Source organism: Agromyces mediolanus, from assembly GCF_023715325.1.
Lineage (GTDB): Bacteria > Actinomycetota > Actinomycetes > Actinomycetales > Microbacteriaceae > Agromyces > Agromyces mediolanus_A.
In genome coordinates this window covers 166,906-188,902 of record NZ_JAMBNX010000008.1, presented here as the reverse complement: position 1 = coordinate 188,902, position 21,997 = coordinate 166,906, and the positions used below count along the sequence as shown (strand labels likewise).

The 21,997-nt window shown below is 72.1% G+C and carries 24 protein-coding genes and 1 rRNA gene; 23 read left to right on the top strand and 2 right to left on the bottom strand.

Annotated features, from left to right (window positions below):
• The 17 genes from rrf to cmk form a co-directional block, all read left to right on the top strand.
• Window positions 1–76: ribosomal RNA gene (gene rrf / locus M3147_RS14980) — 5S ribosomal RNA — on the top strand; the annotation flags it as partial.
• Between the two features lie 307 nt (window positions 77–383).
• Entirely contained in the window at window positions 384–1,136 is a 753-nt protein-coding gene (locus M3147_RS14975) for a hypothetical protein (protein WP_251204212.1), read from the top strand.
• 26 nt (window positions 1,137–1,162) lie between these two features.
• The gene (locus tag M3147_RS14970) at window positions 1,163–1,957 is read left to right on the top strand and encodes a hypothetical protein (protein ID WP_251204211.1); all 795 of its coding nucleotides are present in this window, start codon (window positions 1,163–1,165) and stop codon (window positions 1,955–1,957) included.
• Window positions 1,932–2,963, top strand: coding sequence for an HAD-IIA family hydrolase (locus M3147_RS14965; protein WP_251204210.1), 1,032 nt, complete (start codon window positions 1,932–1,934; stop codon window positions 2,961–2,963). Before M3147_RS14970 ends, M3147_RS14965 begins: the two co-directional genes overlap by 26 nt.
• A 269-nt stretch (window positions 2,964–3,232) precedes the next feature.
• On the top strand, window positions 3,233–3,403 hold the full coding sequence (locus M3147_RS14960) for a hypothetical protein (RefSeq protein ID WP_251204209.1): 171 nt from the start codon (window positions 3,233–3,235) through the stop codon (window positions 3,401–3,403).
• A gap of 2 nt (window positions 3,404–3,405) precedes the next feature.
• A complete protein-coding gene (locus M3147_RS14955) occupies window positions 3,406–4,215 on the top strand; it encodes a TlyA family RNA methyltransferase (RefSeq protein WP_251204208.1) in 810 nt (269 codons plus the stop codon).
• A complete protein-coding gene (locus M3147_RS14950; RefSeq protein ID WP_251204207.1) occupies window positions 4,212–5,126 on the top strand; it encodes an NAD kinase in 915 nt (304 codons plus the stop codon). Before M3147_RS14955 ends, M3147_RS14950 begins: the two co-directional genes overlap by 4 nt.
• Window positions 5,127–5,144: 18 nt before the next feature.
• Window positions 5,145–6,842, top strand: a complete 1,698-nt coding sequence (gene recN, locus M3147_RS14945; RefSeq protein WP_251204206.1) for a DNA repair protein RecN — start codon at window positions 5,145–5,147, stop codon at window positions 6,840–6,842.
• A gap of 71 nt (window positions 6,843–6,913) precedes the next feature.
• Entirely contained in the window at window positions 6,914–8,629 is a 1,716-nt protein-coding gene (locus M3147_RS14940) for a CTP synthase (protein ID WP_251204205.1), read from the top strand.
• Window positions 8,622–9,299 (top strand): NUDIX domain-containing protein, encoded by a 678-nt coding sequence (locus M3147_RS14935; RefSeq protein ID WP_251204204.1) that lies wholly within the window; start codon window positions 8,622–8,624, stop codon window positions 9,297–9,299. Before M3147_RS14940 ends, M3147_RS14935 begins: the two co-directional genes overlap by 8 nt.
• Entirely contained in the window at window positions 9,296–10,198 is a 903-nt protein-coding gene (xerD, locus tag M3147_RS14930) for a site-specific tyrosine recombinase XerD (protein WP_251204203.1), read from the top strand. The genes M3147_RS14935 and xerD overlap by 4 nt, the downstream gene beginning before the upstream one ends.
• Before the next feature lie 52 nt (window positions 10,199–10,250).
• A complete protein-coding gene (locus tag M3147_RS14925) occupies window positions 10,251–11,138 on the top strand; it encodes a ParA family protein (protein ID WP_251204202.1) in 888 nt (295 codons plus the stop codon).
• Window positions 11,122–11,973: a segregation and condensation protein A gene (locus tag M3147_RS14920; protein WP_251204201.1), complete on the top strand. Its 852-nt coding sequence runs from the start codon at window positions 11,122–11,124 to the stop codon at window positions 11,971–11,973. Before M3147_RS14925 ends, M3147_RS14920 begins: the two co-directional genes overlap by 17 nt.
• The gene (gene scpB, locus M3147_RS14915; protein WP_251204200.1) at window positions 11,963–12,727 is read left to right on the top strand and encodes an SMC-Scp complex subunit ScpB; all 765 of its coding nucleotides are present in this window, start codon (window positions 11,963–11,965) and stop codon (window positions 12,725–12,727) included. Before M3147_RS14920 ends, scpB begins: the two co-directional genes overlap by 11 nt.
• Complete coding sequence (locus M3147_RS14910) at window positions 12,720–13,526, top strand: pseudouridine synthase (RefSeq protein WP_251204199.1); 807 nt, start codon at window positions 12,720–12,722, stop codon at window positions 13,524–13,526. The genes scpB and M3147_RS14910 overlap by 8 nt, the downstream gene beginning before the upstream one ends.
• Window position 13,527: 1 nt before the next feature.
• Window positions 13,528–14,610 (top strand): prephenate dehydrogenase, encoded by a 1,083-nt coding sequence (locus M3147_RS14905; RefSeq protein ID WP_251204198.1) that lies wholly within the window; start codon window positions 13,528–13,530, stop codon window positions 14,608–14,610.
• Window positions 14,611–14,664: 54 nt separating this feature from the next.
• Window positions 14,665–15,330, top strand: a complete 666-nt coding sequence (cmk, locus tag M3147_RS14900; RefSeq protein ID WP_251204197.1) for a (d)CMP kinase — start codon at window positions 14,665–14,667, stop codon at window positions 15,328–15,330.
• A gap of 24 nt (window positions 15,331–15,354) precedes the next feature.
• Here the strand turns inward: cmk and M3147_RS14895 are convergent, their stop codons facing one another.
• Window positions 15,355–16,194: a GAP family protein gene (locus M3147_RS14895; RefSeq protein WP_251204196.1), complete on the bottom strand. Its 840-nt coding sequence runs from the start codon at window positions 16,192–16,194 to the stop codon at window positions 15,355–15,357.
• 117 nt (window positions 16,195–16,311) lie between these two features.
• Here M3147_RS14895 and M3147_RS14890 point away from each other — a divergent pair, with 117 nt between their 5' ends.
• The 4 genes from M3147_RS14890 (at window position 16,312) to M3147_RS14875 (ending at window position 20,116) form a co-directional block, all read left to right on the top strand.
• Window positions 16,312–17,505 (top strand): sensor histidine kinase, encoded by a 1,194-nt coding sequence (locus M3147_RS14890; protein WP_251204195.1) that lies wholly within the window; start codon window positions 16,312–16,314, stop codon window positions 17,503–17,505.
• Window positions 17,502–18,200, top strand: coding sequence for a response regulator transcription factor (locus tag M3147_RS14885; protein WP_251204194.1), 699 nt, complete (start codon window positions 17,502–17,504; stop codon window positions 18,198–18,200). Before M3147_RS14890 ends, M3147_RS14885 begins: the two co-directional genes overlap by 4 nt.
• Before the next feature lie 126 nt (window positions 18,201–18,326).
• Window positions 18,327–19,838, top strand: coding sequence for a ribosome biogenesis GTPase Der (gene der / locus M3147_RS14880; protein ID WP_251204193.1), 1,512 nt, complete (start codon window positions 18,327–18,329; stop codon window positions 19,836–19,838).
• Between the two features lie 41 nt (window positions 19,839–19,879).
• The gene (locus tag M3147_RS14875) at window positions 19,880–20,116 is read left to right on the top strand and encodes a DUF167 domain-containing protein (protein ID WP_251204192.1); all 237 of its coding nucleotides are present in this window, start codon (window positions 19,880–19,882) and stop codon (window positions 20,114–20,116) included.
• 21 nt (window positions 20,117–20,137) lie between these two features.
• Here the strand turns inward: M3147_RS14875 and M3147_RS14870 are convergent, their stop codons facing one another.
• On the bottom strand, window positions 20,138–20,749 hold the full coding sequence (locus M3147_RS14870) for a GNAT family N-acetyltransferase (RefSeq protein ID WP_251204191.1): 612 nt from the start codon (window positions 20,747–20,749) through the stop codon (window positions 20,138–20,140).
• Window positions 20,750–20,823: 74 nt separating this feature from the next.
• Here M3147_RS14870 and M3147_RS14865 point away from each other — a divergent pair, with 74 nt between their 5' ends.
• Window positions 20,824–21,270, top strand: a complete 447-nt coding sequence (locus tag M3147_RS14865; RefSeq protein ID WP_251204190.1) for a MarR family winged helix-turn-helix transcriptional regulator — start codon at window positions 20,824–20,826, stop codon at window positions 21,268–21,270.
• The gene (locus M3147_RS14860; protein ID WP_251204189.1) at window positions 21,267–21,956 is read left to right on the top strand and encodes a hypothetical protein; all 690 of its coding nucleotides are present in this window, start codon (window positions 21,267–21,269) and stop codon (window positions 21,954–21,956) included. The genes M3147_RS14865 and M3147_RS14860 overlap by 4 nt, the downstream gene beginning before the upstream one ends.
• Window positions 21,957–21,997: the final 41 nt, after the last annotated feature.

Below are 21,997 nucleotides of genomic sequence, written 5' to 3'. Positions count from 1 at the left end.
GAACCCGGAAGCTAAGACTGACAGCGCCGATGGTACTGCAGGGGGGACCCTGTGGGAGAGTAGGACACCGCCGGACACCCATTCACGAAAGGCCACCCCGAACCCCGGGGTGGCCTTTCGGCATTTACGGACAGATTTGAGCCCGCCCGATAGCCTCGAGGCGGATGAGACTTCAAGAGACGGCAGGCTGAGCGTGAGCGATTCCAGGAACGACGAGGGGCGAAGCCCCGACGACCGCGGACGCTCGGAACGCCCGAAGCGCGAGTACGGCTCGCGCGACAACAGCCAGCGTCGTGACAGCGGCGCACCGCGTGGGGATCGCAACGGCGGCCCGCGCGGGGGCGATCGGCGTCCCTCCGACCGGAAGCCCTGGGAGAAGGACCGTGCGTCCGGCCCGCGCCGCGATGGTGATCGCAAGCCGTGGGAGCGCGATGGTGCTCGCGGTGGCGAGCGGTCCGGTGGTCCTCGTCGCGATGGCGACCGTAAGCCGTGGGAGAACGATCGCTCGGGTGCTCCTCGTCGTGATGGCGATCGCAAGCCGTGGGAGCGTGATGGTGCTCGCGGTGGCGAGCGGTCCGGTGCTCCTCGTCGCGATGGCGACCGTAAGCCGTGGGAGAACGATCGCTCGGGTGCTCCGCGTCGTGATGGCGATCGCAAGCCGTGGGAGCGCGATGGTGCTCGCGGTGGCGAGCGCTCCGGTGGTCCTCGTCGTGACGGTGACCGTAAGCCGTGGGAGCGCGATGGCGCTCGCTCGGCTGGTCCTCGTCGCGACGGTGACCGTAAGCCGTGGGAGCGCGATGGCGCTCGCTCGGCTGGTCCTCGTCGTGATGGAGATCGCAAGCCGTGGGAGAACGAGCGGTCCGGTGGTCCTCGTCGTGACGGTGATCGCAAGCCGTGGGAGCGCGATGGCGCTCGTTCCGGTGGTCCGCGCCGCGACGATCGCGGACCGCGGAAGCCCTGGGAGCAGGGCGACGATCGCGACCGGGGCGGCCGGCCGGGCTACGAGCAGCCGCGCCCGGATTCGCACGGCGCATCGATGCGGCAGGTTCGGCCGCGTCACGACGACCCGGAGGTTCCCGAGCACATTCGGCCGGCGTCGCTCGAGAAGAGCGCCCGCGGTGAGCTGCGCACGCTGACGAAGGAGAACGCCGACTGGGTCGCCGTGCACCTGGCGGCTGCAGCGGAGTTCCTCGAGTCGGATCCGGAGCTCGCGCACCGTCACGCCCTGTCGGCATCCCGTCGTGGCGGCCGCATCGGGGTCGTCCGTGAGACCCTCGCGATCACCGCGTACGCGACCGGCGACTTCGCGCTCGCGCTGCGGGAGCTGCGCACGTATCGCCGGATCACCGGCAGCGACGAACAACTGCCGCTGATGGTGGACAGCGAGCGTGGCGTCGGTCGACCCGACCGGGCGCTCGAGCTCGGTCGTTCGGTCGACCGCAGTACGTTGCCCGCGGGGGTGCAGGTCGGCCTCGCGATCGCGATGTCCGGGGCCAGGCTCGATCGCGGTGAGGCCGAGCTCGCTCTCGCAGAGCTTGAGATCCCGCAGCTCGACCCGGACCGGGCGTTCTCGTACAGCCCCGCCCTGTTCTTCGCATATGCCGAGGTGCTGGACGAGCTCGGCCGTGAGGCGGATGCCGCGGACTGGCGCGCCCGCGCACTGCGCGCGGAGTCGGCGCTCGCTGGGCCTGCGGAGGCGGAGGTCTTCGAAGTCTTCGAGCTCGATGAGGACGAGGGCGACGACGCGGACACCGAGGCTGAGGCTGATGTCGAAGCTGAGGCTGAGGTTGAGGCTGAGGTTGAGGCTGATGTCGAAGCTGAGGCTGAGGTTGAGGCTGAGGCTGAGGCTGAGGTTGAGGCTGATGTCGAAGCTGAAGCCGAGACTGAGGCTGAGGACGTGAGCGACGCCGCCGACGAGGGGGCTGACGCCGATGGCGCTGTTCCGCACGAAGACTGAGGCGGCGACGCCGCTCGACGGCGTGGACGCGGTCTTCGCGGACCTGGACGGAGTCGTCTACCAGGGGCACGGGGCGATCCCGCACGCGGTCGACAGCCTCAACCTCGCGAAACGAGGTCGCGCCGTCGGCTATCTCACGAACAACGCCTCCCGGAGCGACGCCTCGGTCGCGGCGCACCTGGCAGAGCTCGGCCTCGACGTCGAACCGAGCGACGTCGTCACCTCCCCACAGGCCGCGATGCATCTGCTCGGTGAGCAGGTCGACCCCGGCGCGCTCGTGCTCGTCGTCGGCGGCGAGGGCATCATCACGGAGCTCGAGCGTCGCGGCTACCGGGTGACGCGTTCGGCTGACGACCACCCGGCGGCCGTCGTGCAGGGTTTCGCGCCCGAAGTCGGCTGGACGCAGCTCGCCGAGGCCGCGTTCGCGTTGAACGCTCATGGCGGGCCGGATGCTCCCGGGGGCATCCCGTGGATCGCGACGAACATGGATTGGACGATCCCCGTGGCCCGCGGGATCGCGCCGGGCAACGGAACGCTGGTGTCCGCGGTACACACCGCGGTCGGGCGCTTCCCGCTCGTCGCAGGCAAGCCGGAACGAGCGATCTTCGACGAGGCGATGCGCCGCTTCGGCGCCACCGCGCCGCTGATGGTGGGCGACCGCCTCGACACCGACATTCTCGGCGCGCGCCGGGCCGGGATCCGCTCGGCCGTCGTGCTCACCGGCATCGACCGGGCGAAGCAGCTCCTCGCGGCGAAGGCGGACAGCCGACCGGACTTCATCCTGGAGGACCTCCGCGGCTTGCACCGGCCGTACCCGGAGACCGAGGAACGCCGCGGGGGAGCCCTGCGCGTCGGGCGGTCGGCCGTGAAGGTCGACGGTTCGCGCGTGGTCGTGGTCGAAGAGGGCGACGGCGGGATCGATCTGCTGCGCGCGGCGTGCGCGGCGATCTGGGGGTCAGGCACCCCGATCCACGCGCTCGACGTGCCGGAGCGGCTATACGCCTGAGGTGCGCCTCCCTTCGACGGGCTCAGGGAACCAGCGGGGGGTTCCCTTCGACGGGCTCAGGGAACCAGTGGGTGGTTCGCTGAGCTTGTCGAAGCGGGTGGGTCCCTTCGACGGGCTCAGGGAGCCAAAGGGTCCCTTCGACGGGCCCAGGGAACCAGTGGGGGTTCCCCTCGACGGGCTCAGGGAACCAAAGGGTCCCTTCGACGGGGCCCGGGGAACCCGGCGAACCGGCACCCCGTTCGTCGCCGGGTGCCGGTAGCGTGGATCCCGTGAGCGACGAATCGAACTCCGATACCCGAGACCTGAGCGAGGCCACTCGGGCGGCCCTCGACGAGCTCGAGGCGCGTCCGCTCGATGAACGCGCCGCTGGGTACCGGCAGCTCGCCGACGCGCTCCGCTCCGAGCTCGAGCAGTCCGATCCGACGCGCAGCGCGGGGTGAGCATGCCCGACGCCCGACTCGACGCCGCCCTCGCCGAGCGCGGACTCGCGCGCTCCCGCACGCACGCGGCCGCGCTCATCGCCGCCGGCTCGGTGACGGTCGACGGCCGGCCGGTCGTCAAGGCCTCGACGCGCGTCGCCGCGGAGGCCGAGCTCGCCGTGGCATCCGCCGATCACTATGTGAGCCGCGCAGCCCACAAGCTCATCGCGGCGCTCGACGAGTTCTCCGTCGACGTCGACGGGCGCCTCGCGCTCGACGCCGGCGCCTCGACCGGCGGCTTCACGCAGGTGCTGCTCGAACGCGGAGCACGGCTCGTGCTCGCGGTCGACGTCGGCCACGGGCAGCTCGCGCCAGAACTGCTCGGCCACGAGCGCATCGTGCTCGTCGAGGGCTGCAACGTCCGCACGCTCGACGCCGAGCGGCTCGCCGCGCTCACCGGCGTCGCCGAGCGGCCCGATCTCGTCACCGCCGACCTCTCCTTCATCTCGCTCGCCACGGTGCTGCCGGCGCTCGTCGCCACGGCCGCGCCCGGCGCCGACTTCGTGCTGCTCGTGAAGCCGCAGTTCGAGGTCGGCCGGGGCGGCACCCGTGAGGGCATCGTGCGCGACCCGGCCCGACGCGCCGACGCGGTGAACGACGTGCTGTGGGCCGCGCACGATCTCGGCCTGCGCACGGTCGGCGTCGCGGCGTCACCCATCGCGGGCGGTCAGGGGAACGAGGAGTTCCTCGTGCATCTGACGGCCGAGCGGGGCTCCGATCCGTCAGAATGGTCGAGTCGCATCGAACGGCTGGCGAGAGGGGGTGGGCGATGACCGAGGCCCGGCACTTCCTCGTCGTCTCGCACACGGGCCGCGCCGCCGCCCTCGAGGCGACGGTCGAGGTCTGCCAGCGGCTGCTTGCCGAGGGCGCCGTTCCGGTGATCGCCGCCGAGCACTGGGACGACGTGCAGGAGGTCGTGCCCGAGCTCGACGGGCGGGCGCTCCGCCTCGAAGCAGTCGATCCGGCGGTCATCGAGCTCGTCATCGTCCTCGGTGGCGACGGCACCATTCTCCGCGCGGCCGAGCTCATCCGGCCGCACCCGGCGCCGCTGCTCGGGGTCAACCTCGGGCACGTCGGCTTCCTTGCCGAGAGCGAGCGCGACGACCTCGGGCTGACGATCACCCGGGCGCTCGCCCGCGATTACGCCGTGGAGGAGCGCATGACGCTCTCGGTGCGCGCCAAGGTCGGCGCCGAGGTCGTGTACGAGAGCTGGGCGCTGAACGAGGTCACCGTCGAGAAGGCCGAACGTGAGCGCATGCTGGAGGTGGTGATCGAGGTCGACCGCCGCCCGCTCTCGTCGTTCGGCTGCGACGGGGTCGTGATGTCGACCCCGACCGGCTCGACCGCCTACTCGTTCTCGGCGGGCGGCCCGGTCGTCTGGCCGAGCCTCGAGGCGCTGCTGCTCGTGCCGCTCTCCGCGCACGCGCTCTTCGCACGCCCGCTGGTCGTCGGTCCCGAGTCCTCGCTCGCGGTCGAGATCCTGCAGCGCACCGAGAGCAGCGCGGTGATCTGGTGCGACGGTCGCCGCACCTTCGACCTGCCCGCGGGCTCCAGGGTGATCGTGCGTCGCTCGCCGGTTCCGGTCCGGCTCGCGCGCCTCCACGAGGCGCCCTTCACCGATCGGCTCGTGAACAAGTTCCAGCTGCCGGTGACGGGCTGGCGGGGGCCGAGTGGCCGTGACTGAGCGCGAACGGAGGCGAACGTGATCGAAGAACTCGGTATCCGCGACCTCGGCGTCATCGCCGAGGCGACGCTGCCGCTCGGGCCGGGCTTCACCGCGGTGACCGGTGAGACCGGTGCGGGCAAGACGATGGTGGTCACCGCGCTCGGGCTGCTCCTCGGGGCGCGCTCCGACGCCGCGGCCGTGCGGGCCGGAGCGAAGCAGGCGTGGGTCGAGGGGCGTTGGCTGCTCGCCGACCCCGAGGCCGTCGCCGAACGCGTCGCCGAGACCGGCGGGGAGATCGAGGCGGGCGAGCTGCTGCTCGGCCGTTCGGTGTCCGCCGAGGGTCGCAGCCGTGCGGTCGTCGGCGGACGCAGCGCACCGGTGGGGGTCCTCGCCGAGCTCGGCGAGGCGCTCGTCGTCGTGCACGGGCAGGCCGACCAGCAGCGGCTCCGCTCCGCGACCGCGCAGCGCGAGGCGCTCGATCGTTTCGGAGGGGCTCCGCTCGCCGCCGCGCTCGAGGCGTACCGCTCGGGTTTCGAGGCGTGGAAGGCGGATGCCGCGGAGCTCGCGACGCTCCGCGCAGAGCACGACGCCCGGGCGAGAGAGGCCGAGGAGCTCCGCGAAGCGCTCGACGAGCTCGAGACGATCGACCCGCAGGCCGGTGAAGATGAGCAACTGCACGAACGCTCGGAGCGGCTCACGAACCTCGAGGAGCTCCGCCTCGCCGCGGCCCAGGCGCGCGAACTGGTGTCCGCCGAGGAGGCCGTCGACGATGCGCCAGACGCCGTCGGGCTCGTCGAAGGCGCCCGACGTCAGCTCGAGCGGGTCGCCGGCTTCGACGCGGCGCTCGCTCCGATCGCTGAAGCGCTGACGAACGCGGGCTTCCTGCTGGCGGATGCCGCGGCCGAGCTGTCCGGCTACCTCGCTTCGCTCGACGCCGACGGCGCCCGCGAGCTCGAGCTCGTGCAGGAACGCCGGGCCCTCCTCGCCGGCCTCGCACGCCGACACGGCTCGCTCGACGAGGCGCTCGAGTTCCGCCGCACGGGCGGGCTCCGACTCGTGGAGCTCGACGGCGACGACGACCGCATCGTGCAGCTCGAGGCATCCGTCGACCGTCTTCGGGGGGAGCTCGACCGACTGGCTGACGAGGTCTCGGCGCTGCGGAGCGCCGCGGCGGAGCGGCTCGCTTCCGCCGTCACGGCCGAGCTCGCCGCGCTCGCCATGCCCGACGCCGTGCTGAGCGTGTCGGTCGAGCCGCTCGAGGAGCCGGGCCTGCACGGCCGCGACCAGGTGCAGATCCTGCTGCGCCCGCATCCCGGGGCCGAGCCCCGATCGGTCTCGAAGGGGGCGTCCGGCGGCGAGCTCTCGCGGGTGATGCTCGCGATCGAGGTCGTGATCGGTGCGGTCGATCCGGTGCCGACGTTCGTCTTCGACGAGGTGGACGCCGGCGTCGGGGGAGCGGCGGCCATCGAGATCGGCCGCCGGCTGGCGAAGCTCGCCGAGCGCTCCCAGGTCATCGTCGTCACCCACCTCGCTCAGGTCGCCGCGTTCGCGGGCAACCACCTGAGCGTCGTGAAGGGCACCGACGGTCAGGTGACGAGCTCGAGCGTCAGGCAGCTGCTCGGAGCCGAGCGGGAGGCCGAGATGGCGCGCCTGCTGTCGGGGCTCACCGACTCCGAGATCGGTCTCGCGCACGCGCGGGAACTGCTCGAGATCGCCGCCGGACGGGCGGCATGACGCACGAAGGGGGAGCCATGGGTCGGCATGTCGGGCACTCGGAGTCCGAGGGTGGGTTAGACTATAAGCCCGTGGTGGTACAACGCGGCGCAGAGCACTCGAATACTGATTTTTCCGACGACACGACCAAGCACATCTTCGTGACTGGTGGTGTCGTTTCTTCATTGGGCAAGGGCCTGACGGCGGCCAGCCTCGGCAACCTGCTCACGGCTCGCGGGCTGCGGGTGGTGATGCAGAAGCTCGATCCGTACCTGAACGTCGACCCGGGCACGATGAACCCGTTCCAGCACGGCGAGGTGTTCGTCACCGACGACGGGGCCGAGACCGACCTCGACATCGGCCATTACGAGCGGTTCCTCGACATCGAGCTCTCCCAGGCGGCGAACGTCACGACGGGGCAGATCTACTCGACCGTCATCGCCAAGGAGCGGCGGGGCGAGTACCTCGGCGACACGGTGCAGGTCATCCCGCACATCACCGACGAGATCAAGCGCCGCATGCGGCTGCAGGCCTCGGAGTCGCCGAAGCCCGACGTGATCATCACCGAGATCGGCGGCACGGTCGGCGACATCGAGTCGCAGCCGTTCATCGAGTCCGCCCGCCAGGTGCGCCATGAGCTCGGTCGCAAGAACGTGTTCTTCGTGCATGTCTCGCTCGTACCGTTCATGGGCGCCTCAGGCGAGCAGAAGACGAAGCCGACGCAGCACTCCGTCGCCGCCCTCCGCTCCATCGGCATCCAGCCCGACGCCCTCGTGCTGCGCAGCGACCGCCCGGTCACGGAGTCGAACAAGCGCAAGATCGCCCTCATGTGCGACGTCGACGAGGCGGCCGTGGTGAACGCGGTCGACGTGCCCTCGATCTACGACATCCCGACCATGCTGAACACCCAGGGCCTCGACGCCTACATCGTCGACGCGCTCGGGCTCGACGGCAAGGCCGCCGAGGTCGACTGGTCGGGCTGGGCCGAGCTGCTGAAGGTCGTGCACGACCCGAAGCACGAGGTCACCATCGGCCTGGTGGGCAAGTACATCGACCTGCCGGACGCGTACCTCTCGGTCACCGAGGCGCTCCGGGCGGGCGGCTTCGGCAACGACGCGAAGGTCCGCATCGAGTGGATCCCCTCCGACGAGTGCGAGACGCCCGAGGGCGCCCAGAAGCACCTCGCGCACCTCGACGGCATCTGCGTGCCCGGCGGCTTCGGCGTGCGCGGGATCGAGGGCAAGCTCGGGGCGCTCCGCTTCGCCCGCGAGAACGGCATCCCGGCGCTCGGCCTCTGCCTCGGCCTGCAGTGCATGGTCATCGAGTACGCGCGGAACGTCGCCGGCCTCCCCGGCGCCTCGTCGAGCGAGTTCGACCCCGACACCGAGTTCCCGGTCATCGCGACCATGGAGGAACAGGTCGAGATCATCTCGGGCGGCGACCTGGGCGGCACCATGCGCCTCGGCCTCTACCCGGCCGCGCTCGCCGAGGGCTCGATCGTCGCCGAGCTGTACGGCTCGACCGAGGTGTCCGAGCGCCACCGGCACCGCTACGAGGTGAACAACGCCTACCGGGACCGCATCGCCGAGGCCGGGCTGTCGTTCTCGGGCCTCTCGCCCGACCGCAACCTCGTCGAGTACGTCGAGTTGCCGCGCGAGGTGCACCCGTTCTACGTCGCCACGCAGGCGCACCCGGAGCTGCGCAGCCGGCCGAACTCGCCGCACCCGCTGTTCCGCGGGCTCGTCGCCGCCGCGCTCGAGCGCCAGGCCGCGTCGAAGCTGTTCGACGACGATGTGGACAATGGCTGAGCCGTTCGGCGAGCCGACGGTCGGCGGGACTCCCGCCGGTCCGTCGCTCGCCGACGAGCGGGCCGAGCCCGCCGTGCTCGCCTCCGAGCTGGCGTTCGAGGGGCGTGTGTGGGACATCCGGCGCGAGACCTTCGAGTTCGCCGGCGCGCCGGTGACGCGCGACTTCATGGATCACCCGGGTGCGGTCGGTGTGCTCGCGCTCGATCGCGACGACCGGGCCTTGCTGATCCGCCAGTACCGGCATCCGGTACGGCTGAACGACTGGGAGATCCCGGCCGGGCTCCTCGACGTGACCGGTGAGGATCCTCTCGAGGCGGCGAAACGCGAGCTCGCCGAGGAAGCCGACCTCGAGGCCGCCGAGTGGTCGGTGCTCGCCGACATCCACACCTCGCCGGGCGGCAGCGACGAGGCCATCCGTATCTACCTCGCCCGTGAGCTGCGCGGCACCGCCGAGCGCTTCGAGCGCACGGAGGAGGAGGCGGAGCTCGTGACCGCCTGGATCGCGCTCGACGACTGCGTCGACGCCGTGCTCGGCCGCCGCGTCTCGAATGCCCCGCTCACGGTCGCGGTGCTCGCCGCGGCCGCCTCGCGAGCGCGCGGCTGGGCGAGCCTCGCCGCGGCGGATGCGCCGTGGGGCTCGAAACCGGGGCGCGAGGCAGCCGGGGCGTGAGCTCCCGCGAGATCGACGGGTACCTGCGACACCTCGCGGTGGAGCGGGGACTCGCGCGCAACACGGTCACCTCGTACCGGCGCGACCTCGCGATCTACGGGGCATGGCTCGAAACCACCGGCCACGCCGGACCGGAGTCGGTCGACGCCGCCGAGCTCGCCGCCTTCCAGCGCTACGTGAGCGCCGAGCGGCAGCCGGCCCTGGCGAGTTCCTCGGTCGCACGCATCCTCTCGACGGTGCGCGGCCTGCACCGCTTCCTCGCCGAGGAGGGGCTCACCGAGAACGACGCCGCTCGCGAGCTGAAGCCGCCGAAGCTCCCGGCGCGCCTGCCGAAGGCCATCCCGATCGAAACCGTCGAACGGTTGCTCGCGGCGACCGACGGCGACGAGCCCTTGCGGGTCCGCGACAAGGCGTTGCTCGAACTGCTCTACGCCACCGGCGCGCGCGTCTCCGAGGCGGTCGGGCTGAACGTCGACGACCTGGTCGATGCCGAGGTCGTGCGCCTGTTCGGAAAGGGCGGCAAGGAGCGCATCGTGCCGGTCGGGAGCTATGCGAGGGCCGCCGTCGAGGCCTACCTCGTGCGGGTGCGTCCGCAGCTGTCGAGCCGGGGGAGGGCGACGCCGGCGCTGTTCCTCGGCGCTCGGGGCGGACGGCTCAGCCGGCAGGCGGCGTGGGTCGCGATCAGGGACGCCGCGGACCGGGCCGAGCTCGGCATCGAGGTGTCGCCGCACACCCTGCGGCACTCCTTCGCGACCCACCTGCTGTCCGGCGGCGCCGATGTGCGCGTCGTGCAGGAGCTGCTGGGGCACTCCTCGGTCGCGACGACGCAGATCTACACCCTCGTCACGGCCGATACACTCCGGGAGATGTACACGACCGCCCACCCTCGTGCTCGCTAGAATCGACCAAGCATCGCTCGACCCGACGGGCGCCAGCTGAGGAGGAGACCACGTGACCGACCAGAAGCGCGACCCCGCGAGCACCACGGCGCCGCAGGAGTCGAAGCTCGGTCCGACCGGTCGACCGCTGCGCGAGTTCCCCACGCCGCCGGCGCTGCGCGAGCACGGGCCCGCCCGGATCATCGCCCTCTGCAACCAGAAGGGCGGCGTCGGCAAGACCACGACGACGATCAATCTCGGCGCCACGCTCGCCGAGTACGGCCGCCGGGTGCTCGCCATCGACTTCGACCCGCAGGGGGCACTGTCCGCCGGGCTCGGCGTGCAGACCCACGACGTGCCGACGATCTACGACCTGCTGCTCTCCCGCGGCCTGGAGCCGGCCGACGCCATCCAGCGCACGGGCGTCGAGAACTTCGACGTCATCCCCGCGAACATCGACCTGTCGGCGGCCGAGGTGCACCTGGTCACCGAGGTGGCGCGCGAGCAGATCCTCGCCGGCGTGCTCCGCAAGGTGTCCGCCGACTACGACGTCATCCTCATCGACTGCCAGCCCTCGCTCGGCCTGCTGACCGTGAACGCCCTCACCGCGAGCCACGGCGTCGTCATCCCGCTCGAGTGCGAGTACTTCGCCCTGCGCGGCGTCGCCCTGCTCATCGAGACGATCGACAAGGTGCGCGACCGGCTGAACCCCGCCATCACGCTCGACGGCATCCTCGCGACCATGTATGACGCCCGCACCCTGCACTCGCGCGAGGTGCTCGAGCGCGTCGTCGACGCCTTCGGCGACCGCGTGCTCGAGACGGTCATCACGCGCACGGTGAAGTTCCCCGACGCCACCGTCGCGGCGACGCCGATCACGGAGTTCGCGCCCGAGCACCAGGCGTCGAAGGCCTACCGGCAGCTCGCCCGCGAGCTGGTGTTCCGTGGCGCGGTCGCCTGAGGCGGCCGCCCCGGCCGATGCGCAGCCCCCGGCGGAGGCCGCGGTAGAGGGCGACCCCGGGTTCCGGGTCGCGCTGACGAACTTCGAGGGCCCGTTCGACCTGCTGCTCTCGCTCATCACGAAGCACGAGCTCGACATCACCGAGGTCTCGCTGTCGAAGGTGACGGACGAGTTCATCTCGTACCTGCGCGGGCTCGACTCCGAGGAGGAGCTCGACCGGGCCAGCGAGTTCCTGGTGGTCGCGGCGACGCTCCTCGACCTGAAGATCGCGGGGCTCCTGCCGCAGGGCGAGCTCGTCGACGCCGAGGACGTGGCGCTCCTCGAGGCCCGCGACCTGCTGTTCGCCCGGCTGCTGCAGTACCGGGCGTTCAAGGAGGCGGCGCGTTGGTTCCAGGCCGGCCTCGAGCGCGAGAGCTCGCGGCACGCCCGCACGGTCCGGCTGGAGGAGCGGTTCCGCCAGCCCGCACCGGAGCTGCGCTGGACGCTGTCGGCCGAGGACTTCGCCGCCCTCGCGGTGCTCGCGCTCACGCCGCGCGAGATCCCCGTCGTCGGCCTCGACCACCTGCACGCCCCGGTCGTCTCCATCCGGGAGCAGGCGGCGCACGTGGTCGCCGTGCTGCGCCGCGGCGACCCCGTCACGTTCCGACAGCTGATCGCCGGGGTCGACCGGCAGGGTGTCGTCGTCGCGCGCTTCATCGCGGTGCTCGAGCTCTACCGGCACGCGGCGATCGGCTTCGAACAACTGGAGCCGCTCGGCGAGCTGACGCTGCGCTGGGCGACCGACACGTGGAGCGACGACAAGCTCGAGAGCCTGGGAGCCGACTATGACGACTGAGACCGAGCGGGCCGAGCAGGAGGCGCCCGAGATCACGACGGCGGATGCCTCGGCCGAGGCATCCGCGAACGAGGCGGCCCGGAGCGAGGCATCCGCCCCCGGCGACGCGCCGGAACTGTCGGTGGTGACCCCGCTCGACGTGCCCGGCCAGCACCGGCTCGACCTCGACCGCGCGATCGAGGCGATCCTCTTCATCTCCGACGAGCCGCTCGGCGTCGTCCAGCTGGCGGCGACGGTCGCCCGCCCCGTCGCCGAGGTCCGGGCTTCGATCGCCCGGCTGGTCGCGGACTACGACGGCACGGGGACCTCGGGGGAGCCGCGTACGGATGTCGCGGAGACCCCCGCCCTCGTCGGCGGCGGTCGACGCGCCTTCGAGCTCCGCGAGGTCGGCGGTGGCTGGCGCTTCTACGTGCGTCAGGAGTACGACGCGCTCGTCGCGGGCTTCGTGCTGACGCAGACCTCGACGAAGCTCTCCCAGGCCGCGCTCGAGACGCTCGCGGTGATCGCGTACAAGCAGCCCATCTCGCGCTCGCAGGTCGCCTCGATCCGCGCCGTGAACGTCGACTCCGTCGTGCGCACCCTGCTCGGCCGCGGCCTCGTCACCGAGGTCGACACCGACCCCGAGACGGGCGCGATCCTCTACGGCACGACCGAGCAGCTCCTCGTCCACCTCGGCATCAACTCGCTCGACGAGCTGCCGCACATCTCGCCGCTCCTCGACGACGGCCAGGAAGGATTCGATCTCGATGGCTGAACCCGCCACCCCCGCCGAACCCGCAGCGGGCGGTCCGCAGCGCCTGCAGAAGGTGCTGTCCGCCGCCGGCGTCGCCTCGCGCCGGGTCGTCGAGGAGTACCTCGTGCAGGGGCGTATCGAGGTGAACGGTCAGATCGTGACCGAGCTCGGCACCCGCGTCGACCCCGCCGTCGACCAGGTGTCCGTCGACGGCGTCGCCGTGCAGCTCGACACGGCGAAGCGCTACTACGTGCTGAACAAGCCGACCGGCGTCGTCTCCTCGATGAAGGACGAGCAGGGTCGCCCCGACCTCCGCCGCTTCACCGACGAGCTCGACGACCGTGTCTACAACGTCGGCCGCCTCGACGCGGAGACGAGCGGACTGCTGCTGCTGACGAACGACGGCGAGCTCGCGCACGTGCTCGCGCACCCCTCGTTCGGCGTGGAGAAGACGTACATCGCGAAGGTTCGCGGTCGGGTGACGCCGCAGACACTGCAACGCCTGAAGCAGGGTGTCGAGCTCGACGACGGCCCCATCCGCGCCGACCGGGCGAAGCTGCTGCAGGCCCAGGGCGACGACCGGCACAGCATCGTCGAGCTCACCCTGCACTCGGGCCGCAACCGCATCGTGCGCCGAATGCTGAAGGAGGTCGGGCACCCCGTCGTGGAGCTCGTGCGCCGCCAGTTCGGGCCGCTGCACCTTGGTACACTCAGGTCCGGCCAGCTGCGGGAGCTCACGAAGTCCGAGCGCGGCGCGCTCCTGACGATCGCCCGTCAGGCCGAGGCGGCGCGCGGCACCGCCGGCGCGAAGGAGGACTGACGTGGTCGAGTCACGGCTGACCGGCCCGGTCCGGGTCGTCGGCGCGGGCCTGCTCGGCACGAGCGTCGCGCTCGGGCTCCGCTCGCGGGGCATCGAGGTGATCCTCGACGACGCCTCGCCGACGCACGTGGCGATCGCCGCCGACCTCGGCGCCGGCCGCCCGGCCGCGGAGGGCGACGCCCCGCAGCTCATCGTCGTCGCGGTGCCGCCGGACGTGACCGCGCGCGTCGTCGCGGCGGAGCTCGACGCGTACCCCGACGCCATCGTCACCGACGTCGCGAGCGTGAAGGCCGGCATCCTCGCCGAGCTCGTCGAGCAGGGCGTCGACGTGTCGCGGTACATCGGCTCCCACCCGCTCGCCGGGCGGGAGCGCGGCGGGCCGTTGTCGGCCCGCGCCGATCTCTTCGCCGGCCGCCCCTGGGTGGTGGCCGCCCACGACGCCATCAGCTACCAGCGGGCGGGCGCCATCGACGACCTGATCCTCGATCTCGGCGCGACCCTCGTCGAGATGTCCCCGGAGGAGCACGACCGCGGCGTCGCGCTCATCTCGCACGTGCCGCAGGTGGTGTCGAGCGTCATGGCCCGACGCTTCATCGACGCCCCGAGTGCGGCGCTCGGCCTCGCCGGGCAGGGGGTGCGCGACGTGACCCGCATCGCGGGGAGCGACCCCGACCTGTGGGTGCAGATCCTCGGGGCGAACGCCGAGCCGGTGCACGACATCCTGGTCGCCGTGCGCGACGACCTCGACCGCTTCATCGAGGCGCTCGAAGCCCCACGGGCGCCCGGGGCCCGTCGTCGCGTCGCCGAAGAGCTCGCCGCGGGCAACACCGGCGTCGCGCGCCTGCCCGGCAAGCACGGCACCGACAAGCGGTTCACGACGGTCATCGTCATGGTCGACGACCGTGCGGGCGAGCTCGCCCGCCTCCTTGCCGAGATCGGCGAGATCGGGGTCAACCTCGAAGACCTGCGCCTCGAGCACTCGCCGGGCCGGCAGGTCGGTCTCGCCGAGGTGCAAGTCGTGCCGGAGGCGGCGGAGCGCCTCACCGAGGAGCTCGCCGCGCGCGGCTGGCGCATCGCCGGCTGACCCGGACACCCCGATCGACCGTCCCCGACCCACCCCGAACCTGGAGGCATCCCCGTGCAGCACCCCCTCGTCGTCGCCGTCGATGGACCGGCCGGCAGCGGCAAGTCGAGCGTCTCGAAGGCGGTCGCGCGCCGCCTCGGCTACGGCTTCCTCGACACGGGGGCGGCGTACCGCGCACTCGCCTGGCACGTCGCCCACGCCGGCGTCGACCCGCAGGACTCGGCCGCCGTCGTCGGCTCGCTCACGGCCTTCGACTACGCGATCGGCACGGACCCCGACGGGTACCGCGTGCGAGTCGGCGAGTACGATGTCACCGACGCGATCCGCGAGCCGCAGATCTCCGGCATCGTGAGTGCCGTGGCGCGGGTTCCCGAGGTCAGGACGCACCTGATCGGTCTGTTCCGGGCGATCATCGCGGCCGAGCCTCGGCCGGGCATCGTGGTGGAGGGGCGCGATATCACGACGGTGGTGGCGCCCGACGCGCCGGTGCGCATCCTCCTCACCGCCAGCGAGGAGGTGCGGATGTCCCGCCGAGCCGCCGAGCTCGCCGGGCACGACGCCGCAGCGACCGGGGCGCAGTTGCGCGCACGCGACCAGGCCGACTCGAAGGTCGTGGACTTCATGAACGCCGCCGACGGAGTGACCCTGGTCGACTCGACCGAGCTCGACTTCGGTCAGACGATCGACGCCGTCATCTCGGTGATCCGGGCCGCCGCGTAGCGGCGTTCCGCGATACGTCGCGGATCACCGGTCGAGGATGTTCGGGAGCAGTTCGAACAGTCCGAGCTCCGATGCGGCGCTGCGGGCGAGGATGAAGCCGACGACGCCGAGGATCCACGCGGTGTTCTCGCTCGCCGTGCGTTCGAGCCATGCGGCGAGCCGCTCGAGCGGGGCCTGCACGAGCGGCGCCGCGACGATCCGCAGCAGGAGCAGCACGAGCGCGGGCGCGATCATCAGCAGGCAGTAGCCGGCCAACGCAGCGGAACGGAGCGGCATGCTGAGGTCGGTTTCGGCGAGCATCCCCATCGTGACGAGGTACGGCACCATCGTCGCGATCTCGACGAGCCCGGCCCCGAGCGCGACCGCCATCACGGTGGCGGGGGAGGTGCCGTCCGCGAGGAGCCGGTCGCGCCAGCGCGCGATCCGCCCGCCGGAGGCCGGCTCCGGTTCGGCACTCGCGCTCGCCGCGGCGAGGCCGCCGGGGTGCGCCCCACCGCTCGCCGCGCTCGCGACGCGTTCGGCCGCGGCAGCCTCCCGCTTCTTCTTCGCCTGCTCGTTCGACGGCAGGGCGAAGGCGGCGATGAGCAGCAGGGCACCGAGCAGGAGCCGGCCCCACAGTCCGGTCGTCGAACTCAGGAATTCCTGCGCCACATCGACGAGGTTCACGAGGCCGAGCATGAAGAGCACGCCGACGAGCAGGTAGAAGACGGCGATCGTGACGAGGTAGAGCAGCACCCGGCTGCCGCGCAGCCGCGGCGCGAGCAGCAGGAACACCGGGATCAGCAGCGTGCCGATGCTGAGGCCGTCGACGAGGGCGAGCACCGCGAGCGTGATGCTGAGCGGCGCATCGGTCAGGAGGTCCATGCCACCAGGCTCGCGCAGCACGCGGGGGAGCGGATCGGGCGGAGGACGGAGGGCCGCCGGTCGTTCCTCGTCCTTTCGGAGGAGGAGCCGACTCCCGCGGCATGCTTCGATGGAGACATGAACGAGGAGCGGGACGGGGCGGTGCAACGCTGGGTGCGTCGGCACCGTCCGCTCGTCGACGCGCTCGGCATCGCGGCGATCAGCGTGCTCGCCGCCGCCCTGGGCCTGAATCAGGTGTGGGACGCGCTGAGCGTGCTTCCCGAGCCCGTGTCGCCATGGTGGGGGGTCGTCGTCTCGATCCCCGCGTTCGTCGCGGTCGCGCTGAAGCGGCGGATGCCGCGCACGGGCCTCGCCGTCGCCGCGACGATCAGCGCGGTCTCGCTGTTCACGGTCGGCGGTCTCGGCGCCCTGCTGGCGCTGCTCGACCTGCTCTGGCTCGTGACGCTCATCGCGACGCCCGCGGCCCGGCGGCGGATCCTCATCGGCTGCGGCGCCGTGACGGCTGCATTCACCGGGCTCACCCTCGCCGCGACGGGGGACGTGCGCATCGCGGTGCTCGTCGGCCTGCAACTGGGAGCCCTCCTCGGCACCGACTACTGGTGGGCGACCGCGGTGGCCCAGGCGAACGAACTCGCCGAGCTGCACCGTCGCGAGGCCGCCGAGCTCGTCCGGCATGCCGAGCACGATCGCGACGCGGCGCTGCAGCACGAGCGAGACGCGATGGCGCGGGAACTGCACGATCTCGTCGCGGGGCACGTGTCGGCGATGGCCATCCGAGCCGAGGCGGCACTGTCGGGCCCGAGCGACCCTGGGGGAGACCGGGCGGCGCTCCGGGCAGTGCGCGACTCGAGCCTCGAGGCCCACGAGGCGCTCCGTTCGATGATCACCGTGCTCCGGGCCGGCGGCGGCGAGCTCGTGGTGCCGCCGCGCCTCGACCGCGTGGCGGACTACATCGCGGAGGCGCGTCGCGCGGGCCTGGAGGTGTCCTTCGACGGTGCCGCCGCGAAGGAGCTGCCCGCGCCCGTCGAGCAGGTCGCCGCCCGGGTGGTGCAGGAAGGGCTCGCGAACTGCGTGCGGCACGCCGCCGGGGGCCGGGTCGCCGTGTCGATCGAGGCCGACGAGGGCGGCCTCCTCGTGCGCGTCGACTCCCGCGACGGCCGCCCGCTCGAACGACCGAGCCTGCCCGGCAACGGATCCGGCCTCGCCATGCTCGCCGAACGGGTGCGGGCGCTCGGCGGACGCTTCGACGCCGGCCCGGTCGGCGCCGGCTGGTCGGTGCGCGCCGCCCTCCCGCTGGAGCCTGCGGCATGAACGCCCCACGGGTGCTGCTCGTCGACGACCACGGGGCGATCCGCGAGGCGCTGCGGATCATGCTCGAATCGCACGGCCTCGTCGTGGTGGGCGAGGCCGCGGACGGCGAGACCGCGGTGCGCAACGCGAGCGCGCTGCGACCCGATGTGGTGCTGATGGACCTGCGCATGCCCGGCATGGACGGCGTCGCCGCGACCCGGGAGATCCGCGCCCGCGGGCTCGCCGACGTGCTCGTGCTCACGAGCTTCGACGAGGACGAGCTGGTGTTCGGTGCCATCCGCGCCGGCGCCGCCGGATTCCTCCTGAAGACGGTGGATGCCGCGACGCTCGTCGACGCGGTGCGCCGAGTCTCGGCGGGGGAGGGCATGCTCGATCCGCGGGTGACCCGTCGGGCGCTCGCCGCGCTCGCCGAAGCCGGAGCGGACGGCGGTGCCGGGAGCAACGGTCCGCGCGAGGACGAGGGTCCTGCGGGCGCCGTCGCTCGCGGTGTCCCCGCTCCCGTCGGCCTCACCGGCCGGGAGCGGGACGTGCTCGAGGGCATGGCCCGTGGCCGTTCGAACGCCGAGCTCGCCGAGACGCTCGGCATCTCGGTGCCCACCGTGAAGACGCATGTCTCCAACGTGCTGGCGAAGCTCGGGGCCCGGAGCCGGAGTCATGCCGTCGCGATCGCGCGAGGGCTCGACGCGGGGCGTTGACGCCCGTCGTCGGTGTCTCGGCAGCCCGCTCCGGAGTGCGCTCAGACGAGGCATCCGGCCTTCACAGCTCGGGTACGGCAGACTAGAGGGCGCGCGATCGCGCCCACGACGTTTCCAGGAGACCCCATGAGCGACCACGACGACGAGTTCGAGGCCCACGACGACGACCTCGCCGAGCGCCTTGCCGACGTCGACGACGACCTTGCCGAGCAGCGGGCCGCCGCGCTTCGCAGCGGCCTCGACGACTACGAGCTCGACGAGGAGGACCTCGATCTGCTCGAGCTCTCCGAGGAGGGCGAGGAAGGCATCCAGTACCTCCCGGCGCTGCCGGTCATCGCGATCGTCGGCCGCCCGAACGTCGGCAAGTCGGCGCTGGTGAACCGCATCCTCGGCCGCCGCGAGGCCGTCGTCGAGGACACGCCCGGCGTCACCCGCGACCGCGTGTCGTACAAGGGCGAGTGGCTCGACCGTCGCTTCACGCTCGTCGACACCGGCGGCTGGGAGCCCGACGCCAAGGGCATCGACGCCTCCGTCGCCGCGCAGGCCGAGGTCGCGATCGACCTCAGTGACGTGGTGCTCTTCGTCGTCGACGCGACCGTCGGCGCGACCTCGACCGACGAGCACGTCGTGCGCCTGCTGCGCAAAACGAAGAAGCCCGTCTTCCTCGTCGCGAACAAGGTGGACGACGCCCGTCAGGAGCCCGAGGCCGCGGCGCTCTGGAACCTCGGCCTCGGCGAGCCGCACCCCGTCTCCGCGCTGCACGGCCGCGGGGTCGCCGACCTCCTCGAGTCGGTGTTCAAGGTGCTGCCCGAGGTCTCGGCCGTCGCCAAGCAGGAGATCGGCGGCCCCCGCCGCGTCGCGATCGTCGGCCGTCCGAACGTCGGCAAGTCGAGCCTGTTGAACAAGACCGCCCGCGAGGAGCGCGTCGTCGTCAACGAGCTCGCCGGCACCACGCGCGACCCCGTCGACGAGCAGATCGAGCTCGCAGGCAAGGTGTGGCGCTTCGTCGACACCGCGGGCATCCGCCGCCGCGTGCACCTGCAGCAGGGCGCCGACTTCTACGCCTCGCTCCGTACCCAGGCCGCGCTCGAGAAGGCAGAGGTCGCGATCGTCGTCCTCGACGTCTCGCAGCCGATCTCGGAGCAGGACGTGCGCATCATCGACCTCGTGCTCGAGTCGGGCCGCGCGCTCGTGCTCGCCTACAACAAATGGGACCTGCTCGACGACGACCGCCGCCGGTACCTCGAGCGCGAGATCGAGCAGGACCTGCACCACGTCGCGTGGGCGCCTCGCGCCAACATCTCGGCGCGCACCGGCCGCCACCTCGAAAAGCTCGTGCCGGCCCTCGAGACCGCGCTCGAGTCGTGGGACACCCGCATTCCGACGGGCAAGTTCAACGCCTTCCTCACGGAGCTCACGCAGGAGCACCCGCACCCGGTGCGCGGCGGCAAGCAGCCCCGCATCCTGTTCGGCACGCAGGTCTCGACCCGGCCGCCGACCTTCGTGCTGTTCACGACCGGGTTCCTCGACCCGGGCTACCGCCGGTTCATCCAGCGGCGCCTGCGCGAGATCTACGGCTTCGAGGGCAGCCCGATCGTCGTGAACATGCGCGTGCGGGAGAAGCGCCAGCGGCGCTGAGCCGCCGCGCTGCTTGTCGTCGCTGCTGACTCGGCTCGCCGATGGAAGTCACCGTCCGGGTGAAGCCGGGCAGCCGCAAAGGTCCGCTCGTGGAGCCGTCGCCGGAGGATCCGGCGGCGGCGCTCACCGTGTTCGTGCGCGAGCGGGCGGTGGACGGCGCGGCGAACGCCGGAGTCGTCCACGCGCTCGCGGCGCACTTCGAGGTGCCGCGGCGCGACGTCGTGATCGTGCGCGGTGAGACGTCGCGCATCAAGCGGGTGCGGATCGAGGGGCGCTGACCGAGCGGATGCCGTGGGGGCTCAGAACTCGAGCTGCATGACCGCGCGCGTCGGCGATGGGCGCCCCACCTCGGTGAACCCGGCGCCGGCGAACATCGACACCGTGCCGTGGAAGAGCTCGGCCGCCGACACCTTGGCCTTGGCCGAGGGGTCGACCGCGTAGGCCTCGACCACACGGGCGCCCCGCTCGCGCGCGTAGGCCACCGCCGCCTCGGCGAGGGCGGCGCCGACCCCGCGGCGGCGGTGCGCGCGGGGCACCACGAAGCAGCTCACCGCCCATACGCTCTCGTCGGTGAGCTCCGGCTGGGCGGTGCCATTGCGGACGAGCGTGCTGCGCGCAACGCGGGAGAGTGCCGGGCGCGGCTCGACCGCGCACCAGCCGACGGGGGTTTCGCCGTCGTAGGCGAGCAGACCGGGCCCGGGGCCGTCGGCCGCGAGTTGGGCCGTGAATCGGTCGTGCAGCGTCTCGGTGCCCACCTCGCGCCAGTCCCGGCCCGGGATCTTGTACCACTGGCACCAGCAGGTGGCGGGGTCACCCTTGGTGCCGAACACCGCCTCGACGTCGGCGAAGGGCGCCTCGTCGGCGGGGATGACGGTGAGGCTCGGATGCGTCGTCGGAATCTCGGTGGCCATGTCGTCACGCTAGCGGGTGCGTCCGACGCCGCAGGAAACCGTGAAGTAACGTAATGATGTAGTACCATCATGATATGGACGTCACCATCCTCGACCGACTGCTGCAGATCGGCGAGCTCTTCCAGCACGACATGGCCCGCGCGTTCGCCGGCACCGGCCTCACCAGCGCTCGCGTGCGCGTGCTCTGGGTGCTGCAGCATGGCGGGCCGATGACGCAGCAGGCGCTCGCCGGGGCGCTCGAGGTCAGCCCAAGGAACGTCACCGGGCTCGTGGATGCGCTCGAGGCATCCGGCCATGTCCGCCGCACGCCCCACCCGAACGACCGCCGGGCCGTGCTCGTCGAGCTCAGCAAGACGGCCGAGCAGACGATGGCGCAGATGCAGCGCGACCACGCCGAGTTGTCGGCGACGCTGCTCGACGCCGTCGAGCCGGGGGAGCGGGCCGCCGTGGAGCGCGGCGTCGCGGCGATCGCCGATCGTCTGGCCATGCTCGTCGCCGAGGCGCGGGAGGCCGGGTCGTGAGCGAGGCGGCCGCAGGCGACCGGTTCGCCACCCCGCCGAACCGCCGCGACACGCTGGCCCGCATCGGCGGAGTGTTGAAGCGCGCGCTCGTGATGGAGCTGCGCGTGTACGAGAGCCTCTGGCGCTTTGTCGCGCGACGGCCCGCCATCGCGCCCGGCGCTGTGGGCGTCGGGTACCACAAGCCCGTGCTGACGGTGCTCTGGATCTTCATCGTGCTGTCGGCGGTCGAGATCCCGATCATCGACCTGATCGTGCACCGCTGGCCGCCGGTGCGCATCGCGATGCTCGTGCTCGGCATTTGGGGCGTCACTTGGATGCTCGGCCTGCTCTGCGCGATGCTGACCCGCCCGCACACCGTCGGACCGGAAGGGATCCGGGTGCGGCAGGGGCTCGAACTCGACGTCGCCCTCGGTTGGGACGACATCGCCTCCGTCGCGATCACGAAGCACGTCGACGAACCGAAGTCGCCGCGTGTGGCCGACGGCGTGCTCGCGGTGCGGCAGCAAGACGAGACCAACGTGGAGCTCGCGCTCGAACGACCCACGACGGTGCGGCTCCCGGGACGCGCACCGCGCGGCGGCGCACACGAGGTCGAGATGGTGCGGTTCTGGGCCGACGATCCGCGAGCGGTGCTGGACGCGGCGCGACCGTTCCTCGTGGGGGAGCCGGCGGCGCGGCGCGACTGAGCCGCGCCGGTTCACGCTCGCACCGGATGCCCCGGCCGAGT